This is a genomic window from Algoriphagus taiwanensis (assembly GCF_036245645.1).
GTDB lineage: Bacteria > Bacteroidota > Bacteroidia > Cytophagales > Cyclobacteriaceae > Algoriphagus > Algoriphagus taiwanensis.
The window spans coordinates 442,662-468,510 of sequence record NZ_BTPE01000002.1; the positions used below are offsets into that span (position 1 = coordinate 442,662).

General features: G+C 43.5%; 18 protein-coding genes. 9 read left to right on the plus strand and 9 right to left on the minus strand.

Features of this window, described 5'->3' with window-relative positions; translation table 11 throughout:
- Positions 1–109 precede the first annotated feature (109 nt).
- Genes AAA938_RS04180 through AAA938_RS04190 form a run of 3 tightly spaced genes read right to left on the minus strand, consistent with a single transcriptional unit; the run spans position 110 to position 4,548 of the window.
- The gene (locus tag AAA938_RS04180) at positions 110–3,184 is read right to left on the minus strand and encodes a T9SS-dependent choice-of-anchor J family protein (RefSeq protein WP_338227384.1); all 3,075 of its coding nucleotides are present in this window, start codon (positions 3,182–3,184) and stop codon (positions 110–112) included.
- A gap of 14 nt (positions 3,185–3,198) precedes the next feature.
- Entirely contained in the window at positions 3,199–3,447 is a 249-nt protein-coding gene (locus tag AAA938_RS04185; protein WP_338227385.1) for a NifU family protein, read from the minus strand.
- A 6-nt stretch (positions 3,448–3,453) separates the two neighbouring features.
- A complete protein-coding gene (locus AAA938_RS04190; protein WP_338227386.1) occupies positions 3,454–4,548 on the minus strand; it encodes an Mrp/NBP35 family ATP-binding protein in 1,095 nt (364 codons plus the stop codon).
- Positions 4,549–4,705: 157 nt separating this feature from the next.
- Here AAA938_RS04190 and dnaG point away from each other — a divergent pair, with 157 nt between their 5' ends.
- The 5 genes from dnaG (at position 4,706) to AAA938_RS04215 (ending at position 11,504) form a co-directional block, all read left to right on the plus strand.
- Positions 4,706–6,646, plus strand: coding sequence for a DNA primase (gene dnaG / locus AAA938_RS04195; protein WP_338227387.1), 1,941 nt, complete (start codon positions 4,706–4,708; stop codon positions 6,644–6,646).
- 81 nt (positions 6,647–6,727) lie between these two features.
- Positions 6,728–7,939 (plus strand): bifunctional 3,4-dihydroxy-2-butanone-4-phosphate synthase/GTP cyclohydrolase II, encoded by a 1,212-nt coding sequence (locus tag AAA938_RS04200; protein WP_338227388.1) that lies wholly within the window; start codon positions 6,728–6,730, stop codon positions 7,937–7,939.
- Between the two features lie 91 nt (positions 7,940–8,030).
- Positions 8,031–8,666: a hypothetical protein gene (locus tag AAA938_RS04205; RefSeq protein WP_338227389.1), complete on the plus strand. Its 636-nt coding sequence runs from the start codon at positions 8,031–8,033 to the stop codon at positions 8,664–8,666.
- Positions 8,667–8,670: 4 nt separating this feature from the next.
- Positions 8,671–9,450, plus strand: coding sequence for a 5'/3'-nucleotidase SurE (surE, locus tag AAA938_RS04210; protein ID WP_338227390.1), 780 nt, complete (start codon positions 8,671–8,673; stop codon positions 9,448–9,450).
- 185 nt (positions 9,451–9,635) lie between these two features.
- Positions 9,636–11,504 (plus strand): ATP-binding protein, encoded by a 1,869-nt coding sequence (locus tag AAA938_RS04215; protein WP_338227391.1) that lies wholly within the window; start codon positions 9,636–9,638, stop codon positions 11,502–11,504.
- On the opposite strand, the gene AAA938_RS04220 is transcribed toward AAA938_RS04215, so the two are convergent.
- From AAA938_RS04220 to AAA938_RS04235, 4 genes are all read right to left on the minus strand, one after another.
- Positions 11,460–12,332, minus strand: coding sequence for a type 2 periplasmic-binding domain-containing protein (locus tag AAA938_RS04220; protein ID WP_338227392.1), 873 nt, complete (start codon positions 12,330–12,332; stop codon positions 11,460–11,462). The genes AAA938_RS04215 and AAA938_RS04220 overlap by 45 nt on opposite strands.
- Positions 12,333–12,397: 65 nt before the next feature.
- Complete coding sequence (locus AAA938_RS04225; protein ID WP_338227393.1) at positions 12,398–13,723, minus strand: MFS transporter; 1,326 nt, start codon at positions 13,721–13,723, stop codon at positions 12,398–12,400.
- 23 nt (positions 13,724–13,746) lie between these two features.
- The gene (locus AAA938_RS04230) at positions 13,747–16,185 is read right to left on the minus strand and encodes a glycoside hydrolase family 31 protein (protein ID WP_338227394.1); all 2,439 of its coding nucleotides are present in this window, start codon (positions 16,183–16,185) and stop codon (positions 13,747–13,749) included.
- 182 nt (positions 16,186–16,367) lie between these two features.
- Entirely contained in the window at positions 16,368–17,396 is a 1,029-nt protein-coding gene (locus tag AAA938_RS04235; RefSeq protein ID WP_338227395.1) for a LacI family DNA-binding transcriptional regulator, read from the minus strand.
- 334 nt (positions 17,397–17,730) lie between these two features.
- Here AAA938_RS04235 and AAA938_RS04240 point away from each other — a divergent pair, with 334 nt between their 5' ends.
- The 4 genes from AAA938_RS04240 to AAA938_RS04255 all read left to right on the plus strand — a co-directional run bounded on the left by AAA938_RS04240 (position 17,731) and on the right by AAA938_RS04255 (position 24,359).
- Entirely contained in the window at positions 17,731–18,768 is a 1,038-nt protein-coding gene (locus tag AAA938_RS04240; protein ID WP_338227396.1) for a SusE domain-containing protein, read from the plus strand.
- A 94-nt stretch (positions 18,769–18,862) separates the two neighbouring features.
- Positions 18,863–21,661: an alpha-amylase family glycosyl hydrolase gene (locus AAA938_RS04245; RefSeq protein ID WP_338227397.1), complete on the plus strand. Its 2,799-nt coding sequence runs from the start codon at positions 18,863–18,865 to the stop codon at positions 21,659–21,661.
- An 18-nt stretch (positions 21,662–21,679) separates the two neighbouring features.
- Positions 21,680–22,741, plus strand: a complete 1,062-nt coding sequence (gene fbaA / locus AAA938_RS04250; protein WP_338227398.1) for a class II fructose-bisphosphate aldolase — start codon at positions 21,680–21,682, stop codon at positions 22,739–22,741.
- 67 nt (positions 22,742–22,808) lie between these two features.
- Entirely contained in the window at positions 22,809–24,359 is a 1,551-nt protein-coding gene (locus tag AAA938_RS04255; RefSeq protein WP_338227399.1) for an alpha-amylase family glycosyl hydrolase, read from the plus strand.
- Between the two features lie 39 nt (positions 24,360–24,398).
- On the opposite strand, the gene pfkA is transcribed toward AAA938_RS04255, so the two are convergent.
- Both pfkA and AAA938_RS04265 read right to left on the minus strand, forming a co-directional pair.
- A complete protein-coding gene (pfkA, locus tag AAA938_RS04260; protein ID WP_338227400.1) occupies positions 24,399–25,385 on the minus strand; it encodes a 6-phosphofructokinase in 987 nt (328 codons plus the stop codon).
- Positions 25,375–25,755: a methylglyoxal synthase gene (locus AAA938_RS04265; protein ID WP_338227401.1), complete on the minus strand. Its 381-nt coding sequence runs from the start codon at positions 25,753–25,755 to the stop codon at positions 25,375–25,377. Before AAA938_RS04265 ends, pfkA begins: the two co-directional genes overlap by 11 nt.
- Between the last annotated feature and the right edge of the window lie 94 nt (positions 25,756–25,849).

A 25,849-nucleotide genomic window follows, 5' to 3' on the forward strand; every position in this document is an offset into this window, starting at 1 on the left:
ATTCATTGCAAGATAAGGCGAATATCAAAGAAATTGCCTCATTAGGTTCAATTTGGCTTTTTCAATCGCAAAAAATAAGCCGAAGGTGAATTTCCTTCGGCTTTTAACTTTAATTAATGACTAACCTTTTGATTTCCTGTAGAGAATCAGAGTTAATTCTAAGGATGTATAAACCTGGCGCAAAAAGCTCTCTGGAGAAAGTGTAGGTTTGGTTCAGAGTAGCTGGATAGGAAATATCTTGGATCACACTGCCTGTTGCAGAAATTATGGTGATCCTCACAGATTCCCTTCTTGGCAAATTAAACGCAACATTGAAGTAGTCTGTAGCTGGGTTTGGATAGAGTACACTGCTGCCTTCACCGGGAATCACCGGGTCAGGATTGGCACTTAAGAAGAGTTCCATGTTGTCAAGATAGACAGGAGTGTCATTATCACCCTCTACATTCAGGGCAAAAGCTACTCGGACATTGTTTTTGCCGCTACCTGCAAAATCTGTGAGATTGACATATTTTCTCTGGAAATCACCCGGGGAATTGGGATTCGCAGCACCCACGTCAACTGTAGATAGGTCCGCTCCGCGTTCTTGCCAGACTTGGGAATAAGTTACCCCTCCATTATCACTTGCAAAGACGCTCAAAGTGGTATTGGGATCGATCTGCCCGGCTGCTAAATCAAAGAACAAACTGGCTTGTTGACTAATAGAAAGATCAAAGATCGGAGTACCCAACCAATAACTGAGACCTCTACTTCCATTCTCGAGAACTGTCAAATTATTAGAACCTGATCCGCCTGACACGGCACTGACTCTCCAAGCTGTATTTCCGCTTTCCGGATTAATAGTGACCCAAGGCGACAATTCCGTACTTACATTAAAGTTTTGTCTCCAAGGCACTTCCTGACGGGCGGAATTATTCTGATTGAACCGCACAAATAGCGGGTAATTCTCAGCATTCTGATCAAAGTTTGGCTCTCTGAGCTGATATTGTAATCTGTTTTGACCCGGTGTAGAGGAGTTGTTGAGTTCCAGAATAATTTCCTGATCAGGGACAAGCGTGGTACCTGAGGCAATGAAATTCTGTGCTCCTCCTGAATTGGTACTTCTGCTGAATACAAATCCGGAAACTGGAAGATTACCGGTGTTTTTAACAAGGATTTCCTCGCTTTCAGTTTCTCCGTTATTAATCGGGCTTGGTGAAATCACATCAGAAATCTGAACTTCGTATTTGAATTCTTCCTGAGGCAAAATCCGGATATTTCGGATGTAGATATTGTTTCCGAAAGAATTCCTGTTGATAATACCTACCCTCACTTTTTCTAAATCTCTGTATTTGGCAAGATTTACAACCTCCGTTCGGAAACTATTTGAAGAAGTAGGAGTGAATTCGTCCAAAGTAGGCGTTGAGGTCTGAAGCCTTATTCCTGATTTTCTGTAATTGGAATTGACAAAGTCATAGTTGTCTCCGCAATCCGATGAAATGGCCACAATCAGTTCATCCTGAAATCCTGCCTGATTGTAAGGTGCATGGGCGACTTCAAACACCAATTGTGCATTGGGGTATTTTCTCAAATCGATGGTAGGAGAAGTAAAAAAGTCCAACTGACCAGTCGCATCATATTCATAATTTCTGACGAAAAGGACTTCTTCAGTTGATCCGGAGAGCGTCACATTAATTTTAGTCCAAGTAAAGGACTCATCAGGGTTGGTTACAATCCAATCTCCCGGGAAGGAGGAGATGTTGAAGGCGTAGGGAAGATCAATCTCACCTTGAATCACAGGATTGCTGCTAGCTGTATTATTAGAAGGATTTCCGTCTTGCTGACCATTTACTTGCTTGATTTCAAACTCAAACAAATTTGTCCCTGAAGCTGGTACAGAGATGGAATTGAACGAAACAATAGCGGTTTCACTGGTTTGAAGATTGAGTGAAAAAACTCTGCTTTCTAAAAGAGTACCGTTTCTTTTTACTTCAATTCTTGCCGAAGTGATCGGATTTTGACCTGCATTGGCGATTTCCAATCTTGGCTCCACATTCAAATCACAGATGGCTACATTTGGCTCGATCACTTTCAGAATAGCCAAATCCAAAGAAGCGAGTTCCGGTTCTATAGTGGCTCTGTTGTTAACTAGAGTTACTCTTCGAGGACTGTTTGCCAGTACTACATTGAATCGCTCTACCTGACCTAAGGTAAATAGGTTCATACAGGCATCAGGCGTATAGTCCATGTAGTTTTGGATCATGTCATTGGTTCCACAGGAAATCCGGCTGGGATTATCATTGCATATGTTGTTTGAGTTGTCTTGCTCAGGTGTATCAGATACAAAATCATCCACTCCACAGCCTCCATCGCCCCAAATATGCCTTAGGCCGAAATAATGCCCCACTTCATGAGTGGCGGTTCGACCTCTGGAAAAAGAAATGGCACTTCCTCCGATTCCAAAAAACCGATAATCTATGGTAACTCCATCAGTCAGTGCGGAGGTTGGCGGAAAGTTAAGACCAGGAAGGTCAGAAATGGGAAAAGAGGCATAGCCGATAAAAGGAGATACCAAGGGCACCACCCATATATTCATGTATTCTTCAGGATTCCACTGACTAAGCTGACCGATGAGTGTGGCATCGTTGGGATTGTAGGTTGATTGAGGGCCTTGCAATCGGACGATTCCGGTGGTTGGCAATCCATTTGGGTCCTGCTTGGCCAGTACAAACTCAATTTTGGAATCAGCTGCAACCGGCCTGAATTCTAAAGGAGTTCTATTGGCATCTGCATTTAAACGTCTGAAGTCCTCATTTAGAATTCGGATCTGCTCGAATATCTGCTCATCGGGTATGTTTGTCCCGTCTCCTATTTCCGTTCCGTTATGAATTACATGGACCACCACAGGGATGGTTCTGATCTCTTCCTGAATTCTAAATACCTGAGGTGTATTCCTTCTTTCAGTAATTTTCTGCTCAAACCATTGCTCCAAAAATTCTTTGCTTCCGAAATAGCCCATGTCCTTTTCCAATTGCCTTTCCAGGATGCCATGGCCGCATTTTTCTGAATGGGTATGTGCTTGGGCGTTTGAGGTAGGAAAAGAATCGATAGCCTTGAGCTCAAATTTTTGGCTAAAGGAGGAATTGGCCATCAAAAAACCAAAAAGGAAAAATGATGCAATGCGCAGAAGCTGAAAGCCTTTTTTCATTCAGAATATTTTAATCAGGCAATGGTAAGGTTGACAGCTTCTACCCGTGTGATTTCAGGAATAGCTCTTTTTATGGCTTCTTCCACTCCAGCTTTCAGCGTCATGGAAGACATCGGACAAGAACCACAGTTCCCGGTCATTTCGATTTTCAAAACCAGATCATCTGTCAGCTCCACTATTCTTACATTACCGCCATCTGCCTCCAGATAAGGTCTGATTGTATCCAAGGCAAATTCTATTTTTTCTCTAAGTCCGGTTTCCATTTATTGTTATGCTTTTACTTCTACTACGGATGTTTTTTCAATTGACGCATTACGGATGGCAATTTGTCTTGCAACGGACTCTGCCAATTCCATATATGCAGTTTGAGTGGGGCCTTTTTTCAATACGGCCGGGTATCCCGTATCTCCACTCTCCCGAATACTCTGTACAATAGGTATTTCACCTAAAAACGGAGCGTTGTATTTTTCGGCTAGCTTTTTTCCTCCTTCTTTGCCAAACAGATAGTATTTATTGTCTGGCAATTCTTCCGGCGTAAAATAAGCCATATTTTCAATAACACCTAAAACGGGAACATTAATTTGAGGCTGCTTGAACATCGAAATTCCCTTATTGGCATCAGCTAGAGCGACTTTCTGTGGGGTAGTGACAATCACTGCTCCGGTGACGGGTACAGTTTGTACCATGGTGAGATGAATATCCGAGGTCCCGGGAGGAAGATCAATCAATAAATAATCCAGTGCACCCCATTCCACATCGGAAATAAACTGCCTCAAAGCAGAACTTGCCATTGGGCCTCTCCATACTACAGCACTGTCGGTAGGAGTCAGAAATCCAATAGACATCAGCTTCACTCCATATTGGCTGATCGGTACGATGATATTTTTATCTCCGACTTTTTTCACTGAGGGTTGTTCGCCCTCAACATTGAACATCGTAGGGACAGATGGTCCGGATATATCTGCGTCGATGAGACCAACTTTGGCACCGGTTTGGGCAAGGGCTACAGCCAAGTTGACTGCCGTGGTGGATTTACCCACACCTCCTTTTCCTGAAGCTACAGCGATGATGTTTTTTACTTGAGGTAAAATAGGAGTGGCATCTCTCACGGTGGTAACTTGGGAGGTCATAAAGAGATCCCATTCCCAATCCTTTCCAAAATCCTCTTCCAGTGCTTCAATGCAGTTGTTTTTGATGACTTCTTTAAGAGGACAGGCAGGGGTAGTCAATACTACGTGAAAGCTTACTTTCTTTCCTTCGATATGGATCTTTTGAATCATTCCCAAGGAGACCAAATCTCTTTTCAGATCCGGATCTTCTACCCTTGAGAGCGTTTTCTTTATTGCGTCTTCGGTCAATTGCATGTAATAGTCAAATTGGTGCCGCAAGGTAAAGCAAGAAAGCCGCTTTGAAAAACCTGGGCAAACATTACCTGACAAACTACCTAAGGCGAGGAATAGTTCTTAAATTTCACCGCTGAATGTCTTGCATTCCTTTAAATTTATAGAATCCCCCTTTTTCATGATCAGCAAACACACCACAGATTTAGTCAAAGACCGCGTCGATATCGAAGAAGTGGTGGGAGATTATGTGCAGCTGAAAAAGAAAGGGCAGAATCTTTGGGCTTGCTGTCCTTTTCATGGAGAAAAGACCCCTTCTTTTTCTATTTCACCCGCCAAGCAGATTTATAAATGCTTTGGATGTGGAAAAGCCGGGGATCCAATCCAATTTGTCATGGATATCGAGGGCATTGGATTTCAGGAGGCGATCCGGCATTTGGCAGGAAAGTATGGGGTTGCCGTTGAGGAAGATGAGAAGCTGACTCCTGAGCAAAACCAAGAGCATACCGAGAGAGAAAGTCTCCTGATTGCCATGAATTTTGCGAAGGACTTTTTTGTCAAAAACCTCCAATCTGAAGAAGGAAGGTCTATCGGACTCAGCTACTTCAAAGAGAGAGGTTTTACACCTCAGATCATCGAAAAATTTGATCTGGGTTACGCATTAAATGGTTGGGATCATTTGCTCAGTGAGGCAAAAAAGGCTGGTTTTCAGGAAGAAATTCTGCTTAAAGCTGGATTGATTTTGCAAAAGGAAGGCGATCCGAGCCGGCTTTATGACCGCTTCAGAGGACGTGTGACCTTTACGATTCACAACATCAGCGGAAAGCCTATCGCTTTTGGTGCAAGGATTCTCACCAAAGACAAAAACCAACCCAAATACATCAACTCCCCGGAGACCCCTGTTTATCACAAAAGCGATGTGCTTTATGGGATTTTTCAGGCCAAAAAAGCGATTCGAGACCAGGACAATTGCTACTTGGTCGAAGGCTACACCGATGTCATCTCCATGCACCTTTCGGGTATTGAGAATGTGGTCGCTTCCTCGGGGACCTCTCTTACTGACGGTCAGATCAAGCTCATTCGTCGGTTTACGAGTCATGTTACGGTGCTTTATGATGGAGATGCGGCAGGCATTAAGGCTTCCCTTCGAGGCATTGATTTATTGCTTGAGGGTGGGTTGAATGTCAAAGCTGTTGTTTTTCCGGAAGGAGAGGACCCGGACAGTTACTCCCGGAAAGTGGGCTCTCAGCAGTTTCAGGACTATTTGAAGGAGAATAGCAGGGACTTTATCGGATTCAAAATAGGGCTCTACAAGGATGAAATTGCCAAAGACCCGATTCGCAAAGCAGAAGTGATCCGCGAGGTTGTTCAGAGTATTGGTAAGATCCCGGACCCCATCATCCGGTCGGTTTATGCCAAAGAAGCGTCTGGACTTTTGCAAATTGATGAAGAGATCATTTTTGCCGAGCTCAACAAATCTTTAATCAAGCATCAAAAAGAACTCTACCAAAAGACCAAAGAGGAAAAAGAGGCTGAGGAAAAATTGGAAGAGCTGATTCCTACCAAGGAACAGGCGCTTTCTGTGGATGATTTGCTCAGCCTACAGGAGCGAGAGACGATTCGTTTGTTGCTTTTTTATGGAGTAGAAAAACTCGGAGACGAGGAAGGAACCAACCTTTCCGCCTACTTGCTTTCGGAGACAGAAGGGATTGATTTTCAAACTCCTCTCTACCAAAAAATTCTGGCTGAATTCCGAAAAACCTTAGCAAAGCAACAAGTGCCGGGGATCGAGTTTTTTACCAGTCATCCCGATGAGGAGATGAAAAAGGAAGTCATAGACCTGATTACCCCTCGGCATGAAATCAGCACCCACTGGCACGAGCGATTTCAGATATTTATCACTACGGAATCTGATGATTTGGCCTCTACCGCCTTCAAAAATGTGCTCAGGCTCAAAAGAAGACTGGTGAAAAAAATGCTGGAAGAAGCTAAATCCAAAATCAAAGAAGGTGAGGAATCCGGTGTGGAAATAGAAAAGATCCAGGAATTGCTTCAGGTTTTCATGGAGTTGAAAAAGGTTCAGTTTGAAATTGACCGGGAATTGGGGATAGTCATTGGCTAAACCAAACTTTCTTTGGTTAGCTTCGGTTTTAAGGACGAAAAGGCTTTACCTTTGACTATTCAAAATTTAATCCAATACCCAGTGGAAAACTTCCAACTAGACCCCATAGAAGACGCAATCGAAGCCATCAAAAACGGGGAGGTAATCATTGTAGTGGATGATGAAGATCGGGAAAATGAAGGCGATTTCGTCTGCGCTGCCGAGAAAGTCACCCCTGAAATCATCAATTTCATGGCTACCCATGGCCGTGGTTTGATTTGTGCCCCTCTGATTGAAGACCGATGTGAGCAATTGGGGCTGGAATTGATGGTTGGAAATAACACTGCGGCTTTTGAGACTCCATTTACTGTATCAGTGGATTTGATTGGGCACGGTTGTACCACAGGAATTTCCGCTTCTGATCGTTCTAAGACAATCCGCGCCTTGATCGACAATTCTATCCACCCGAGTGAATTGGGTAAGCCGGGACATATTTTTCCCCTGAAGGCAAAAAGAGGAGGAGTACTCCGGCGAGCTGGACATACCGAAGCAGCTATTGATTTGGCTCGCTTGGCGGGATGTGCTCCAGCAGGAGTTTTGGTAGAGATCATGAACGAAGATGGATCCATGGCTAGACTTCCTGATTTGATCGAAGTGGCCAAGCGATTCAATCTTAAATTGGTTTCCATCAAGGACCTGATTGCCTATCGCCTAAAGCATGAGTCGCTGATCAAGCGCGAAATCGGTGTAGAAATGCCTACCGCTTGGGGAAATTTTGATTTGATTGCCTTCAAGCAAACCAATACGGATGAGATCCATATGGCTCTGATCAAGGGCACTTGGGAAAAGGATGAGCCGGTCTTAGTTAGAGTGCATTCTTCCTGTGCCACAGGAGATATATTTGGCTCTTGCCGATGTGATTGTGGTCCACAACTCCATGCAGCGATGAAGCAAGTGGAAGAAGAGGGCAAAGGAGTGGTTCTTTATATGAATCAGGAGGGAAGAGGCATCGGTTTGATCAACAAGCTGAAAGCCTATAAGCTTCAAGAGCAAGGCATGGATACCGTGCAGGCCAACTTAGCCCTTGGTTTCCCTATGGATAGCAGAGATTATGGAGTTGGAGCTCAGATCTTGAGAGACTTGGGAATCAGTAAGATTCGACTCATTTCCAACAACCCACAAAAAAGGGTGGGATTGATTGGGTATGGATTGGAAATCGTGGAGCAGGTTCCAATTGAAATCAAGCCCAATCCTCACAATGAAAAGTATTTGAAAACAAAAAGAGATAAATTAGGGCATAACATCCTAAAATGAAGTAACGGAGGCTCTCTTAAATTCGTCAAAGAAACAGACTGGGAAACTTGATTCCTTTTTGACACGTTTACCCTTACAAATGAATAATAGTATGAAAAAGGCACTTACAGGATTATTGCTTTTGTTCATCATATCCGGTGAAGCGATCTCTCAAAATCAATTTCCGTCTCAAATATGGCATAAGGGAAACATTTTTTTAGCTGACGGACAAGGTTATTCAGGTTTGATCAAATATGACTTGGATAACAACGTGGTACAATTACAAACCGATGCGGTAAGTACTTTCACAGCTTCCAATGTTTCCAATTTTGAAATTTATGATGAGGTATATGGGGGAATCAGAAAGTTTTACAGCCTGCCCTATGCCTTAAATGGGGAATACGAAACGCCAATTTTCTTTGAGTTGCTAACGCAGGGAGACAACATCGCCTTACTCTGCAGAGAATACATTGCCACCGATAATCGCGGGATGAACAATTGGGGCCCTATGACCATGAACCCTTTTTGGGGACCTCCTATGATGACCGGTTACCGATTGGCTTTCAATTACTATTTTTTGAAAAATGGTCAAATCCAACGCTACAGTCTGAAAAAGAAGGATTTATTTACCATGCTACCTGGCTATGATGATGAAATCAATCTTTTCATGCGAAAAAACAGACTAGAGCATGACAAGCGCGGAGATTTGCTTAGAATTACCGCCTATTACAACGAATTGCAGAATTAAACTCATGTCAAGACCTCTTATACTCGTCTCCAATGACGATGGGATCACTTCGAAAGGGATCCGTGTGCTTGTTTCAGTAATGAAAAAACTGGGTGACGTCGTTGTAGTTGCCCCGGATAGTCCTCAGTCAGGGATGGGTCATGCCATCACTATTGGAGAAACGCTCAGATTGTACGAAGAGGAGATTTTTGAAGATGTTTTGGCCTACAAGTCAAGCGGTACTCCGGCTGATTGTGTCAAATTGGCCAAGCACTATGTCTTGAAAGACCGCAGCCCTGATTTGGTAGTGAGTGGAATCAATCACGGTTCCAATACGTCTATTTCTGTTCTTTATTCCGGAACCATGTCCGCAGCCATAGAAGGCGCACTTGAGGGATATCCTTCTATAGGATTCAGTCTCTGTGATTTTTCTTCCAAGGCAGATTTTTCCCATGTGGAAGAATGGGTTGAAAAGATCGCAAGACAAGTTTTGGAAAAGGGAATAGCCAAAGGTGTGGCATTGAATGTGAATTTTCCCCCAAAAAGAAATGAACCAATCAAAGGGATCAAACTTTGCAGGCAGGCTGATGCAAAATGGCAAGAGGAATTTTCTGAGCGATTTGACCCAACCGGTAGAAAGTATTTCTGGATGGCTGGCAATTTTGTGAATTTCGACAAGGGAGAAGACAATGACGAATGGGCCATTGCTAATAATTACATCTCGATTGTGCCATGCCAATACGATTTGACGGCCTATCATGCTATCTCTCAGATCAATAAGGATTGGGACTGGAGTCAATTTTAACTCCAATTTCTAAAGGCCATTTCTTTCTCATGGGTATATTTTACCCGAAACTTTCTATTTTGCGACAGCAAAAGTCTCTACCCCCCTCTGTGAAGTTTGTTTTCTTTTGTTTTCTATCAGTTCTGACCTTCTTCAGTGCGTCCATTTGTGCGCAAAGTGGGGACAGGGAATCTATACTTGCGCAATTGAAAGGCAAGGAACGGTATGATTTTCTTAATGCCAACGCGACACAGTTAAGAGAATCGGAGCAGGATTTGGCGATTCAATATTCATTAGAAGCAGACTCATTGGCTAGCTTGAATGATGATTATTCAGCCAAAAGCAGGGCTTTGGAGAATCTGGGCTGGATTTACTACAGGAGAGGGCAGTGGCAAAAGTCCTTTGACAATTCTACAAAGGCCTACGAGTTTGCACTTTTAGCAGAAGATAAGCTGCAGGCAGCCCGAATTATGAACAATCTTGGGGCGCTTTACTACGAGCAACAAAACTATGACAAGGCTATTGAGCAGTTTCGGAAAGGGTTTGAATTGGCTCTTGAGGCAGGGGATATCAGCACACAGATCAGAAGTCTGAATAATATTGCATTAAATTTTACTCAAAGTGGCCGGCAGGATTCAGCCTTGTACTATGCCAACCAATCCATAGCGATCAACGAAAGCGCTGGAAGTCCCTACTTGCTGTCATTTGCCAATCGGGTCATTGGAGATGTATTTCTTGCAAAAGGTCAATATGACACAGCAACTACCATCTATGAGACTTCATTGGAAATGGCCAGAGCTCAACAAGTCAAATCCTTTGAAGCTGGAGTTTTGCATCGATTAGGCAATGCTTATTTTTTGAATGGGGAAATCCGTAAGGCGGAGGAACTGCTGAATTATGCGGTGGATTTTTGCGAGGAAAACCAGTTTTTGGACGAATTGACGAAGAGCCATAAATATTTGGCTGAGGTCTACAAGTCTCAAGGGAATATCAATCAAGCCTTTTTCCATCTTTCTTCTTACCAAACTTTGAGTGACTCTCTGCAAAGCAAGGCAAGTAAGGATAGACTAGCTTTGATGCAGGGGATGTTTGACCAAGATTTGGCTAACAAGCAAGTCGAACTTTTGAAGGCTCAAAACGAAAGTCAGAAGTATAGAATTCAAGCCAATAATAGATACATGTTGATTGGAGGGATCGCTTCCTTGATGATTCTTCTTTTGGGAATTTGGATGTTTGTTCTTAACCGTAATCTGAAAAAAACTCACGCTGATTTATTAGTTCAGCAGCAAAAATCTGAATCCCAAAATTTAGAGCTGGAGTCTAAATCCAAGGAACTGATTGAAATCAATGAAACTAAGAATAAGCTTTTTTCTATCCTCGGCCATGATTTAAAAGGGCCGATTGGACAGGTCAAGTCCGTTATGGATTTGATGTTGAAAGAACAATTGGATCAGGATGAGTTTATGGAGCTTCTGGAATATCTGAAAAATGATATAGACACAGTAGATTTCACACTAAATAACACGCTAAAATGGTCTGTTGCCCAGATGGAGGGCTTCGAGATCAATTCTGTCCAATTTGATTTGAGCAAGGTCATTGAAAATGTACTAGCACTTTTGCAGCATTCTATCAAGAAGAAAAACCTGGTCATTTTCAATCAGACGGGTTCCAATATTTTTGTCTTTGGAGAACCAGAGTCAATGGAAGTTTCGATCCGAAATATTATCAACAACGCCGTCAAGTTTTCAAATCCCGGAGATGCCATTACCATCTACACAGAGAAAGATAAGGGTTGGGTTAGCCTTTTTATTCTTGATCAAGGCGTAGGTATGGAAAAGAAACAACTTGAAAAACTGCTCTCAGAAAATTATATCTTGACCAAATCTCAACCCGGTACTTTAAAAGAAAAAGGGTCAGGACTAGGGCTTCAATTGGTCAAGGAATTTGTGAAGAGAAACAATGGAGAAATATCCATCGAAAGCCAATTGGGACATGGAACGAAAGTATGTATCAAACTGCCTTTGGCCCCATTATCTCCGGAGACTGATTCCGTCACCAAGAAGAAACTCGCCTAGAGGAATTTTTTTATCCAGAATGTCAAAATGGACTAATCTATCTTGAATGGATTCCATTTGGGATTGGCTTATTTCTGGTTTTTGGCACCATTCAGTCTGGACTAACCAAGAATCCACATCATTCTGATCCAAATGATATTCTTCAGAAAGGACTTGGCTTACTTTTTCCATGGCTAAAACTTCCCTAATAAGACTATAAATCCCATCTCTTACTTTTTGAGCGATGCCGGGGAATTCATCCAAACTCTTTTTGGAAACTACCATGACAAAACAGGGCCAGGGGCTTTTAACCTCACCCATTCGCTTCATGGCATGCTTTTTTACCTCGGGGGCTGTAGTATATTTTTCCCAAAGAAACATTCCCTCATTCCCTTTAGAAAAAGCTTCTTTGGCCCCGTCCATATTTCCGATCTGCTCAAAGGTCAGGCTTTTTGAATCCCATTTTGCACTTTCAGCGAGCACTTTGGCCATCAAGTGAGACCCAGAACCCATTCTGCTCACCAAAAAATGAGGGTTATGGATTTCGGAAATAGATTCAGCCTCCAAGTCAGGTTTGACATGGATGCCCCATACCAAAGGACTGAGGACATGAAACCCTGCCATAAGGATAGGATTGCCATCTTGCACTTCCTTGAAGAAGCTCTCAGTGAGCAAAATCGCCATTTCCACTTCTCCTTCCCGAAGGTATTTACTCATCTGCCCAGACCCTTTGGATTCTTCGGTCCATTCAATGGTAATACCCTCTGACTTCAAAGGTTGTCTTTGAGCCAATAGTCGAAAAGGAAAATTGAAATGCTCGGGTACCCCGACTATTCGGTATGTCTTCATGGAGTAAATGTAAAAAGCCAGTCTCGAAAAACTGGCTTTTGGAAAATACAATTCGCTAAAATTACTTAATCGTGTGTTGCTTTCGGGTCGGTAATGAATAGGTTGCTCAACCCCGCCAAAATGAGCAGAGTTCCTGCCAAAAGCATCGTGTTGATTACAGCCTCTCCAAATATCAGCTTATAAAGGAAATTTACCCCTCCCAATGCTGCTACAATTTGGGGAATTACAATGAACATGTTGAATATTCCCATGTAAACTCCCATTTTCTTGGGATTGACTGAGCTGGAAAGCATAGCGTAGGGCATGGATAGAATACTTGCCCAGGCGATACCCACCAAAGAGAAACAAATGTGCAGCATCCAAGGCTCTTGAATAAAATAAATCAGAATGAATCCACATCCACCGGCAATAAGGCTGAGCAAGTGAAGAAGACGTCTGTTGATTTTTACTTTGGAAGCGACAAATGCCAAAATCAGAGCATAAAACATGGATACTAAACCATAGGTGCCCAAATAATTTCCGACACTGTCTGCAGCATCATTGTAGGCCGCCGAACTGGTATCTGTTGCCCCAAAAACATGCTCAGTGATAGCAGGCGTAGCAAAACTCCACATCGTAAAAAAGGCAAACCAAGAAAAAAACTGTACCAATCCCAGCTGCTTCATTACCTTGGGCATGCTGGAGATATTGCTGAAAATCTCCTTGAATCCATGAAGGATCCCTTGGTTGGCCGCTTTTTCTTTTTCAAACTCCTCCAAATCCTCCGGTGGATATTCCTCTGTAGTCAAAATGGTATAGAGAATGGAGGTGAACAAAACCAAAGCTCCTATTCCAAAGGCGTACTTGACCGAGTCGGGAACTACTCCTGCAGCTGCTGTATTGGGCACGCCTAATTGGGTCATAAGCCAAGGTAAATTGGAGGCGACCCAAGTTCCGATCCCGATGATCAGAGTTTGCACTACGAAGCCATACGAACGCTGTGAGTCAGGTAGCTTATCTGCCACCAAGGCTCTGAAGGGCTCCATCGAAATATTAATGGAAGCATCCAAAATCCAGAGGGCTCCTGCGGCCATCCAAAGTGCAGAAGAGTAGGGGGCAAAGAACAAAGCTATGGTGCTCAATACGGCCCCGATAAAGAAGAAAGGCTTTCTTCTTCCAAATTTGGGATGCCAAGTGCGGTCGCTCAAATACCCAACAATCGGCTGAACCAAAAGTCCGGTCAAAGGGGCGGCAATCCAGAGGAAGGGAATGGTATCCTTATCCGCACCGAGTGTTTGAAAGATTCGGGACATAAAGCCTCCCTGCAGGGCAAATCCAAACTGAATTCCCAGAAATCCAAAACTCATGTTCCAGATTTGCCAAAAACTCAGGCGTTTTTTGTGATCGGTCATTTGGGCGGGTGTGAGGGTTGAGGTTAAGAGAGTCCGTTAATTTCGAAAGAGTCTGAAAGGTGGTCGATTTCCAAATAAGGAAGCTGATCAATCTCAAAATAAGGGTGGTTATGCTCAGGAAGTGGATCAAATTCTGTCAATCTTGACAAAAAGGCATAATCTGTATTTTGAAGAGAGTGAGACCTACCTGCAATTTCTACTTGAGAGGTCTTAAATCCATGGAAATAGATTCTGAGCCTTTTGAAATCACTTGTGTATGCTCCTTCCCCGGAGGTGAAGCTCAGTTTACCTTTTGTTGGCTCAAAGGAAATGGTTCTGGAAAAATACTTTCCATCTTGATATGCAAATCCATCTCCTTCATCTTCATAATGCAAGTAGGTGGAGCCGTTTTTCCCTTGGTAAACATGGAGTTCCAGAATCCCATCATGTGCTTCACCGGTATGTTCTATTTGAGATTGCATGGCAAAAATGCTACCTCCTTGCACATAGACTGGAAGGTAATTCAGTGGACAATCCTGGTAAATAGTCTGATCACCTGCATGTCGCTGATCGGAGAATAGATAGTACCAATCCCCTTTGGGAAGGTGGACTTTGGTAATTTCCTTATGGCTCTCCACAGGGGCGACTAGGAAGGAATCACAGAATAAATATTGATTTTGGAAGGCCGACTGGAAAACTTTTTCGTCTTGAGAAAACTGTACCGCCAAGCTTTCAGCTAGAGGAAGACCGGTCTTTGAGCTCAAGTAAAACTTGCTGTAAATAGTGGGTAGAAGCCTATATCTCAGCTTCATGTAGTTTCTGCTGATTTCCTCTGTCTCTTCACCAAATGCCCATGGTTCCGCGTCGTTGCTGTTGATCATGGAGTGGGCTCGATAGAAAGGGGAAAAAGCTCCGATGCTCATCCATCTGGCAAAAAGAGATTGACTAGCTTCCCCGGCAAATCCTCCTACATCGTACCCGGCAAAGGAAACTCCGCTCAATCCCAGGCTATTTACCAGTCGAATGCCAGCCATCATATGCTCTTCAGAGGCTACATTATCCCCGGTCCAAGCTGCTGCATATCTCTGAATCCCCGCAAAACCCGATCGGGTAAGGACAAAAGGTCTTTTATCCGGATTCTGATAAAAGCTTCCCTCTTGTGCACTTCTTGCCATCTGCATGCCGTAGACATTCCTTGCTTCACGATGGGAGGTGGTTCTTCCTTCCATGTGAAACTCGATCAGATTGGGGGTAAACTGACCCCAAGAGGCCGGTTCGTTCATGTCGGTCCAGAAGCCATCTACTCCAGCGGCTGTGTAGAAAGCCATCTTTTCTGCCCACCATTTGCGGGTTTCTTCCCTAGTGAAATCGGGGAAGGCACACCAGCCTGGCCATACTTGGGCCTCGTAGGTTTTTCCGTCAGGATACTTGACAAAAAGGTCCTTTTCCAGTCCTTCATCGTAGGGGAAATATCCTTTTTCAGTTTTAATTCCCGGGTCCATGATGACCACCACTTTAAATCCTTTGGCCTTCAAAGCTGAGATCATGGCTTTGGGGTCGGTGAATTTTTCCCCATCAAAGGTGAAAACCTTGTAGGCCTCCATGTGGTGAATGTCCAAGTAGATCACATCCGCAGGCATTTTTTTATCGCGGAAACCTTGGGCCACAGCGTAAACCTCCGAATCCGGATAATAAGAATAGCGACACTGTTGAAATCCTAGAGCCCACTTGGGTGGCATCTGCATTCGGCCAGTCAGTTCTGTGTAGGATTGAATGATGCCTTTGATATCCGGCTGATAGATGAAGTAGTAATCCAAATCCCCATCTTCTGCACTGAAATAAGTGAAGCGGTTGGTCGAGGCTCCAAAATTGAATACGCTCTTGTGTGTATTGTCCAGAAAAATTCCGTAGGCTCCATTCTCATGCACTCCCATGTAAAACGGGATACTCATGTAAAGTGGATCGTCACCCACACCGTAGGCAAAGTAGTCCGTATTCCAATGCGTGTAAGCCTTTCCGGATCGATCCAGATTACCTGTTTTTTCCCCGAGGCCGATAAATTTCTCTCCTTTTTGAACTTGTTTGTAGTTGCTAATCTCCGACCCAATCCAAGAGACGGACAAGGGATCATCTGAATTCAATAATCTACCTTCCGAAGTGAAAAAACTTAGCTGAAAAGAATCTAGCCTTACCTTGACTTGGAGAAGAGAAGAATGAATTTCGAGGTGATTTTCATGTTCAATGAGGCTAAGCTCAGTCTCTACGGGTTGGGAAATTACCGAATAGGGGTTGGATTGGAACTCTTCAAATCGACTGATTTGAATACGGACAATCCCTGGTTGGAAAAATGTCAGTCTAAATTGAGCCCGATCATTTCTCCCCTCAAGAAGAGGATTTTCAAAATTCCAATCCAATACAGAGCCGAAAGATTGACTGCGTACTGATGTTCTTGATGTACTGATTGAATGCAAGGTGCTGGACATGGGTAAAAGCCTAAAATACCTAAAGAAACCTTGCTAAAATAGAAAGTAAAAACTAGGATAAAAATCAGAGTGCTAGGCAGTAAATCCCCATTTAAACAAAGGAAACGGCCAAATTGAAAAGATTTGGCCTATTCAAACGTTTGCAACTTTTCCTTCAAAATCCTGAAAAAAAATCAATTCATTTACCTTACGGAGGATTTTCTTACCAGAAGTTCGGTGTCCAGCATCACAGAATCCTGAAATTGGTCCACAGATTTTTTCTTTTCTACCAGGTCCAATAGGATCTCAGTGGCCGTTGCCCCCATCTTGAATCCCGGTTGGGCTACCGAGGATAGGGTAGGGTCTATCATGGAGCAAAATTGCCAATTGCTGAATCCTACTATGCCTATGTCCTCGGGGACACGCTTGCCGGCAGCTTTGCATGCCAGCATCGCACCTACAGCAGCCATATCGTTATTGGCAAAGAAAGCATCCGGCTGGACTTTGAATGTTTTGAGGATTTCACTTGTGATTTTTTGGCCTTCGTCGTCCGTCCCATGAGTGCACTCTACTACCCAATCAGGATTATATTCCAGCCCATGATCTTCCAGGGCATTTTTGTAGCCCCTATGTCTCTCCTGAGAGATTTTTAGGTTGGATGGGCCAGCCAAATGGACAATTCGCCGATAACCCTGCTGCAAAAGATGACGGGTGGCTTCATAAGCTCCGCTATAGTCGTCCACCACGACATTGACTGTGTTTTCCAGGTTTGGGATTCGGTCAAAAAAAACGATAGGAAAACCTTTGTCCAGAAGGTTTTTGAAATGGTCAAAGTCGGTGGTTTCTTTTGAAAAACTCACCAAAATCCCGTCAATCTGATTATCCATCATAGTTTGAACGCTGGATTTTTCCCGGGCTATCATTTCATTGGTTTGGGTAAGGATGACTTTATAACCTCTGGAGTAGGCCACTTCCTCAATTCCGCTTATCACGGTGGAGAAAAAGAAATGTACCACTTCGGGAATGATTACTCCTATAGTAAAGGATCTGCTTTTTCTCAGTGAAAGAGCGATTGCATTGGGCCTGTAATTCATTTTTTCAGCCAACTCCTTTACTTTCCTTTTGGTCTCATCGCTGATTCCCGGATAGTCTTTCAGAGCTCTGGACACCGTAGAAGAAGAGACATTAAGTTCCCTTGCTATGTCCTTGATAGTAGCTTGTTCTAATTTCATAAAAAATTGTACTTTTTGGTGTTTTGGGTTTGTTAACTGAATTACAGCTCTAAGGTCGCTTTTCGCAATCGATTTAGAGGTATTTTTTTCAAAATAGAAAAATTTGAAGAATCGTTTCCAAAAAAGTTGATGAATGCAAACGATACCGCAAACGTCTGCATAAAAAAAAGATTAGTAGATGATTTTTATCCTATTGCATCTTCTCGTATACGATTTTAAATTCTCCTATCGATTCCAAAACCAGAGTTGAAAATATAGCTTAGGTTAATTTTGACTTTGACTTTTGGAAATACAAAATGGTATTATTCAAAGTAAAACAATCAAACTCAGAATTATGAAAGTAGCTAGACGCTTAAGTTGGGTGGTGGCAGCAATTCCTATGCTGTGGGCATGTGACAATTACGAAATGCCACCCGTGATTCCTCAGACCGGTGCACAATTGACCGATCCTGTAGGTGGTTCATCCTTGGTACTTGTCAAAGAAGACGCAGAAACTTCAGTAATTTCTTTTACGGTTTCAGCTGCAGATTTTGGAACAACCGGTGAAATCACCAATACACTCCAAATGGATCTTCCCGGAGCAAATTTCGCTTCTCCAGTTAATTTGGGAGAATCTAAAAGCAACATCATCGAGGTAAATGTCGCCGAGCTCAATGAAGCTGTTTTGGCAAAGGGTCTGCCTGCAGAGGCTGCTGCTAATGTGGAGTTCAGAGTCCGCTCCTCGATCAACCTTCCATTAAGTCCAATCTTCGGTGAAACGACCACTTTGTCAGTTACTCCTTTTGACGCTACAACTACCTTCCCGGTGATGTATGTCCCTGGAGATTATCAGGGATGGGATCCTTCTAACGAGATGACTGTTTTGTATGCAGAGAATTTCGACAACAAGTTCAAAGGATTTGTCCATATCATCGGTGGATCGAGAGAATTTAAGGTTAATGAAACCAATAGCTGGGATATCAACTATGGTGACGATGGCGCAGACGGTACCCTGGAAAGAGATGGAGCTAACCTCAAAGTAACTGCTGATGGTACTTACGAGCTCAATGTGGATCTAGCTGCTAAAACTTACACTATCGGACCAGTTAGAAGATGGGGAATCGTAGGTGATGCTACTGCAGGTGGTTGGGATACAGACACTCCAATGAATGTGTTCGATAAAACTACTAACCAATTGAAAATCACAACAGATCTCAAAGCAGGTGCTTTCAAATTCAGAGCAAACAACAATTGGGATTTCAACTATGGTGGATCCAATGGTGAATTGAATGCCGGTGGTGACAACATCGCGATCTCAGAGGCAGGGAATTATACTATCACCCTTTACTTCGGTCCTGAAGGTGTAGCTACTTATACTTTGACTAAAAATTAATTTGAGTTTAGGTATTAACTACGCTTCCTTTTAACTTATGACCGGCTTTTGGATCCAAGAATCCGAAAGCCGGTTATTTATTCCAAAGCCTACCATGAAATCTCTCTATTCCTTCACTTTTAGACTCGCTTTTCTTCTGTTTTTCACCGGAAATCTTTTTGCTCAGGTGACTACAGAACCGGCTGTGCCCAATGCTGGATCGTCTGTCAAAATAATTTACGATGCCACCAAAGGGACTTCAGGTCTTAGAGATTGCAATTGTGATGTGTACATCCATATTGGTGCGGTGACAGCCGGACCGACTTCCAATACTTGGTCTATTGTACCCTTTCAATGGGGCACGGCCAATCCGGATGCAAAAATGGAAAAGGTAGAAGGTCAGGCTAATCTTTACACCTATGAACTCACTCCCAATGAATTTTTTGATAATCCCAACGGATTGACCATCTACAGACTCGGGATGGTATTCCGAAATGCTGATGGAAGCAAAGAAGGGAAAAACAGTGCCAATGGGGATATTTTCGTGGATCTGGCACAGGGATTCTCCGTGGCTTTTACTACCCCAAATACTTCCAATGTTTCTCTGAATGTAGGTGAAACGTTTGAATTTAAGGCTGCCTCAACTGAGGTCGCTGATTTGAGTTTTGAACTGGATGGAGTCAAAGTGGCCGAAGCCAAAAACGCTGAAGAGATAGCTTATACCTTCTCCGCAACAGCTTCCGGTAATTATCAATTGACCGCCAAGGCCGAAAAGGGAGACCAATCCGACACCGAATCCGTCAATATTGTTGTTTTTGCTCCATCTGAGACTGCGCCTTTGCCTTCAGGGGCTCGACTTGGAATCAATTACCTTTCGGATACCGAAGTAATTCTTGCCCTGCAGGCTCCTGGAAAAAATATTGTTCACGTAATTGGCGATTTCAATGATTGGCAGATTCTCAATGATTATCAAATGAAAGTCACTCCTGATGGAGAGATTTTTTGGCTCAAACTCGAGAATCTGGTGCCTAAAAAAGAATACATTTTTCAATACCTAGTGGATGGAAGTATCCGAATAGGAGATCCCTATGCTGATAAAACTTCAGATCCATTCAACGATCAGGAAATCATTGACCAAGGCAGATACCCGGGATTAATGCCTTATCCGGCTGGAAAGACCGAGTTTCAGGCTACCTATCTTCAAACAGCTCAAGATTCCTACACCTGGAAAAATCTAAACTATGAGCGCCCAGCTCCTGAAGAACTGGTCGTTTATGAGTTGCTGGTTAGGGATTTTGATGAAAAGAGGACATACAATGCAGTTATCGATCGGTTGGATTACTTGGAAGATTTAGGAATCAATGCGATCGAACTCATGCCGATCGGAGAGTTTGAAGGAAATCTTTCTTGGGGATATAATCCTTCCTTCTTTTTTGCACCGGACAAATATTATGGGACCAAAAATGACCTCAAGCGCCTGATCGATGAGGCTCATGGTAGAGGAATGGTGGTGATTCTGGATATGGTACTGAACCATGCTTTTGGCCAAAATCCTATGGTCAGACTCTACAATGACGGGGACTATGGCGCACCGACACCGGACAATCCTTGGTTCAATAGAGAAGCTACCCACCCCTTCAACGTCGGCTATGACTTCAACCATGAAAGCACCTACACCAAGGCTTTTGTGGATTCTGTAAATAATTATTGGTTGACTGAATACAAATTTGACGGGTTCCGTTTTGACCTTTCCAAAGGATTTACCCAAGTCAACAGTGGAAGTAATGTGGGTATTTGGTCACAGTATGACCCAAGCCGTGTGGCCATTTGGAAAAATATTTATGACCGAATCAAGGCCAATCATCCGGAAGCTTACGTGATTCTGGAGCATTTGGCAGACAATTCTGAGGAAACAGAATTGGCAAATTATGGGATGATGTTTTGGGGAAATATGAACGGTACTTCCCGCAACCTCGCCAAAGGCTCGAATGATAATATGGAATGGGCTTATTACAAACGCCGAGGTTGGAACAGAAGTAATCTGATTGCCTATCAGGAATCCCACGACGAAGAGCGCGTGATGTGGGAAACCCTCAATTTTGGAGGTACCAGTCCGATCAACCTCAGGGTATTGGAGAATGCAGTCAACAGAAATCAGATCATGACCGCGTTCTATTTTGCCATCCCGGGTCCAAAAATGCTTTGGCAGTTTGGGGAGTTTGGCTATGACTTGGAGTTGAATAACGACCGGTTGGGAATCAAGCCCACCCGCTGGAATTACCTGGATGATCCGGAAAGACAGCGCCTTTATAAATTATACCGGGAAATGATCAAGCTTAAAAAGAACTACCCGGTTTTTAATAATCCCACACAAGCTTCCCTAAACCTTGGTCCGACGCTAAAGCAAATTTATCTGGACCATCCTGAAATGGATGTTTTCCTCTTCGGAAATTTTGATGGAGTAACGGTAGGAAATGCTCAAATCCAGTTTCCAAAACAAGGCAAATGGTACAACTATTTCACAGGTGAGGAATTCAATGTGACTTCTACACAGGTTACTTTGGGATTGAGACCAAATGAGTTTTATCTCTTTACAGATCAGCCTCTTCCAAAGCCAGAGGATGGAATTTTGCAGGCTGATTTTGTGACTTCAGTGCCTGAACCCACTACGGAAGGGGAGTTTAAAATCTATCCCGTACCATCTCAAAATTCAATTACGGTAGAGCTGCCAAAGGATATGACTCAAGCTAATTATCGAGTAGTGGATATGGCAGGAAGGGTACTTTTTGATGGACAAACCTCCCCAGATGAGCGTATTTTAGACTTTGATCTAAAGGGAATTAAGGCAGGGATTTATATCTTTGAGGCGTTTGATACCAAACGCGTGTTGCACAAACGCTTCATAAAAAATTAACCTAACCTATCTCAAATTATGAAATTTAAGCCTGGAGTAAAGTTCGGGAATGAGCTAAGAGACCTTTATGCTTATGCAAAAGAGAACGAATTCGCTTTTCCAGCAGTCAATGTAATCGGCACCAACTCGGTCAATGCCGTTTTGGAAACTGCGAAAAAGGTCAACTCTCCCGTCATTATTCAATTTTCTAACGGAGGCGCTCAGTTTTTTGCAGGAAAAAGCCTTCCCAACGACAAGCAACAAGCAAGTATTGCAGGTGGTATATCAGGCGCACATCACGTGCATCAAATGGCAGAAGCCTACGGAGTACCAGTGATTTTGCATACTGACCATGCCGCTTTGAAACTATTGCCTTGGATTGATGGACTTTTGGAAGCCGGACAAGCTTACTATGCAGCTCACAAGAAGCCGTTGTTCAGTTCACACATGCTGGATCTTTCCGAAGAGCCTCTTCACGAAAACGTGGAGATTTCCTGCAAGTATTTCGAGAAACTGGCCAAGTTGGAAATGGCTATTGAAATCGAGTTGGGAGTAACCGGTGGAGAAGAGGATGGAGTGGACAACTCTGATGTAGACTCTTCCAAGCTTTATACTCAGCCTGAGGAAGTGGCTTATGCTTACGAGCATTTGAAGAAAATCAGTGATTTGTTCACCATTGCGGCTGCTTTTGGAAACGTGCATGGTGTTTACAAGCCAGGAAATGTAAGCTTGAAGCCGATCATCCTGAAAAACTCACAAGAATACATCAACAAGAACTTCGGCACTACAGGTAAGCCATTGAACTTTGTGTTCCATGGTGGTTCTGGTTCTTCTGTAGAAGAAATCCGGGAAGCCAATAGCTACGGATCGATTAAGATGAACATCGATACCGATATGCAGTGGGCTACTTGGGAAGGTATTCTCAATTACTACAAGAAAAACGAAGGCTATCTTCAGAGCCAATTGGGCAATCCGGAAGGACCAGATTCTCCAAACAAGAAGTATTATGATCCAAGAGCTTGGTTGCGAAAAGGAGAAGAGAACTTCGTGAAGCGACTGGAGTTGGCTTTTGATATGCTCAATGCGATCAATAGAAATTAATTAATCTCAGAGTTCTGTGAAAAAGTCACTTGTGCCGCGGGTGACTTTTTCTTTTCCCCAACCTACTATGAAAAAACCCTTATTAACCCTATCCCTTTTGAGTCTAACTGCTCTTTTTGCCTGCGAAAAAAAAGAAGCTCCCGAAGTCAAAAATTACTGGCCTCAGGCTGGAGTGACGTATGAGATTTTTGTTCAGTCCTTTTACGATTCCAATGGGGACGGAATAGGTGATTTCAATGGAGTTACCCAAAAGTTGGATCATGTGAAGGACTTGGGAGCCAATGCCATTTGGTTTATGCCAATTATGCCATCGCCGACTTATCATAAGTATGATGTGACGGACTATAAAGCGGTCCATCCGGATTATGGTACGATGGAGGATTTCAAAAAGCTCCTGGAAGAAGCCCATAAGCGGGATATCAAGATCGTGATCGATATGATTATCAATCATACCTCCACTGAACACCCTTGGTTTCAGGAAAGCAAGTCGGGTAGAGATAATCCTTACCGAGATTACTATGTATGGGCTCAGAAGGACACTATTGCCGATTTTCTGAATAAAAAGACCATCACACTCGACTCGGACAACATCCGTCAGTGGCATGACCCGGGACAGGGAGAGGACTTCTATTATGGGTTCTTTTGGGGAGGAATGCCTGATTTGAACTTTGACAATCCAAAAGTAAGGGAGGAAATCTATGAAATCGGACGATTCTGGCTCGAAGAGGTCGGTGTGGATGGATTCAGACTGGATGCTGCAAAGCATATTTTCCCGGATGATCGCCCTTTGGACAATCACGAGTTTTGGAAGGAGTTTCGATCAAAAATGGAGGCTATTAAGCCGGATGTGTATTTGGTAGGAGAGGTGTATGACAAAAAGGAGATTGTTGCGCCTTACCTTCCTGGATTGCCTGCCTTGTTCAATTTTGATTTTCACTATACGCTCATCGAGGCCTTGAATACCGAAAACGGGATGCTTTTGGCCGAAAAGCAGAAAGAGGTTTTGGACTTTTATCAAGGGATTACTCCAAGCTTCATTGATGCTACCTTCTCCTCCAATCATGATCAGCCACGCTTGCTCAATGACTTGAAATCTGATCCGAATAAATACAAGCAGGCAAGTGCCATCCTTTTGACTATGCCTGGAGCACCCTACCTCTATTATGGAGAAGAAATCGGAATGTTGGGATTGAAGCCGGATGAGCATATCCGTGAGCCCTTCCTTTGGGATTCAAAGGAAAAAGACACAGGACGAGCTTCTTGGATTGAGTCCAAGTATTCCACCGATGAAACAGTCACTCCATTGGCTCAACAGCTGACTGATTCCAAAAGCTATTTTAATCACTACAAGGAATTGATAGCGCTTCGGAACTCCCACCCGGCTTTGGCTTTGGGTCAGTTGGAACTTCCGGAGTCCAGTTTTGCACCCAGTGTGATGGCCTATTTCCGAAAAACCGCCGGACAGGAGATCTTTGTCGTGCACAATTTGGGCAAGGAAGAAGTAGAGATTACCTTACCTGAAGGATACGAAGAAGTGATTTTTGGATTAGGAGATGGAATAAATGCATCCGGCAAGCTAACCCTTGGTGCGAATGCTTCTCGGGTCTACTTGAAATAGAATATCAACATAAAAAAAAGAGGCTTTTGCCTCTTTTTTTTATGTTGATAGGATATTAGCGACTCTCAAGTCCTCCTCATCCACTTCTTTGTCGCCGACGACTGCTTTCACAATCGGAGTATAGACCAATTTGTTGTTGATTAAGCCTGCCATCACATCATATTTGCCCTGCATCAGGCCTTCCACAGCAGCCACACCAAGCTTGGATGCAAGAAGTCGGTCAAAGGATGTAGGTGCACCTCCTCTTTGCAAGTGGCCTAAAATCGTCACTTTGATGTCGTAGTAGGGAAGGTGTTTTTTGACCTTATCGGCAATTTCCTGTGCAGAACCACTTTTTCCCCCTTCAGCTACGATTACAATATTGGAGGTTTTTCTGGCCTTAGTTCGGGATTTTAGCTTTTCAACCAGCGTTTCCACAGGAGTTTTTCTCTCGGGAATCAAAATAGAAGCCGCAGCACTACCGATACCGGCATTGATTGCAATGAAACCGGCATCTCTGCCCATTACCTCCACAAAGAAGAGGCGGTCGTGGGAAGTAGCGGTATCACGGATTTTATCAATGGCTTCAATGGCCGTGTTACAAGCCGTATCAAAACCAATCGTAGAGTCTGTTCCTGAAAGGTCATTGTCAATGGTGCCGGGAAGTCCAACTGCAGGAATTCCGTATTCCTGATAGAACAAATGCGCACCGGTTAGGGAACCGTCGCCTCCGATCACTACCAAGGCATCAATACCATGGCTTTTCAGATTATCGTAAGCTTTTTTCCTTCCTTCTTTGGTTCGGAATTCATCACTCCGCGCAGATTTTAGAAAGGTTCCACCTCGCTCCAAAACATGGGTAATGTTTTTGGAATCCAGCTTTTTGATATCGTTTTGGATCATCCCTTCGTAGCCTCGGTAGATCCCGTACATTTCCAATCCGTAATAAAATCCTGCCCTGACGGCAGCACGAATAGCGGCGTTCATTCCCGGAGCATCACCTCCTGAGGTCAAAACGCCTATCTTTTTTATACTTTTAAGTTCCATAGGTTTGTGTTAAGGCTTTAAACATCAGTTCGGCAGAAGCTGGATTTGTGGCCAAAGGAATATTGTGAACATCACAGATCCGCATGAGCATTTGCACATCGGGTTCGTGTGGATGCTTGTCCAGCGGGTCACGGAAAAAGATAACTGCTGCCAATTGCTTTTCTGCCGCCATTGCTGCGATTTGGGCATCCCCGCCCATGGGTCCGGAAAGGAGCCGATTTACTTCAAATCCTGCCTTTTCGATATGCTTTCCTGTAGTGCCAGTGGCTACCAAGTCAATTTCAGCACTGTGAAGTGCATCGCGAAATCCGCTTAAAAAGTGAACCATGTCAGCTTTTTTGCCATCATGGGCAATGAGAGCGATTTTCATAAATAGGGGTAATAGGTACGGGTCAAAGTTAGGGAAAATTCCATTTTTCAATGTTTTCAGAAAAGATTAATCCTTCTTTTCCTCTTACTTTTCA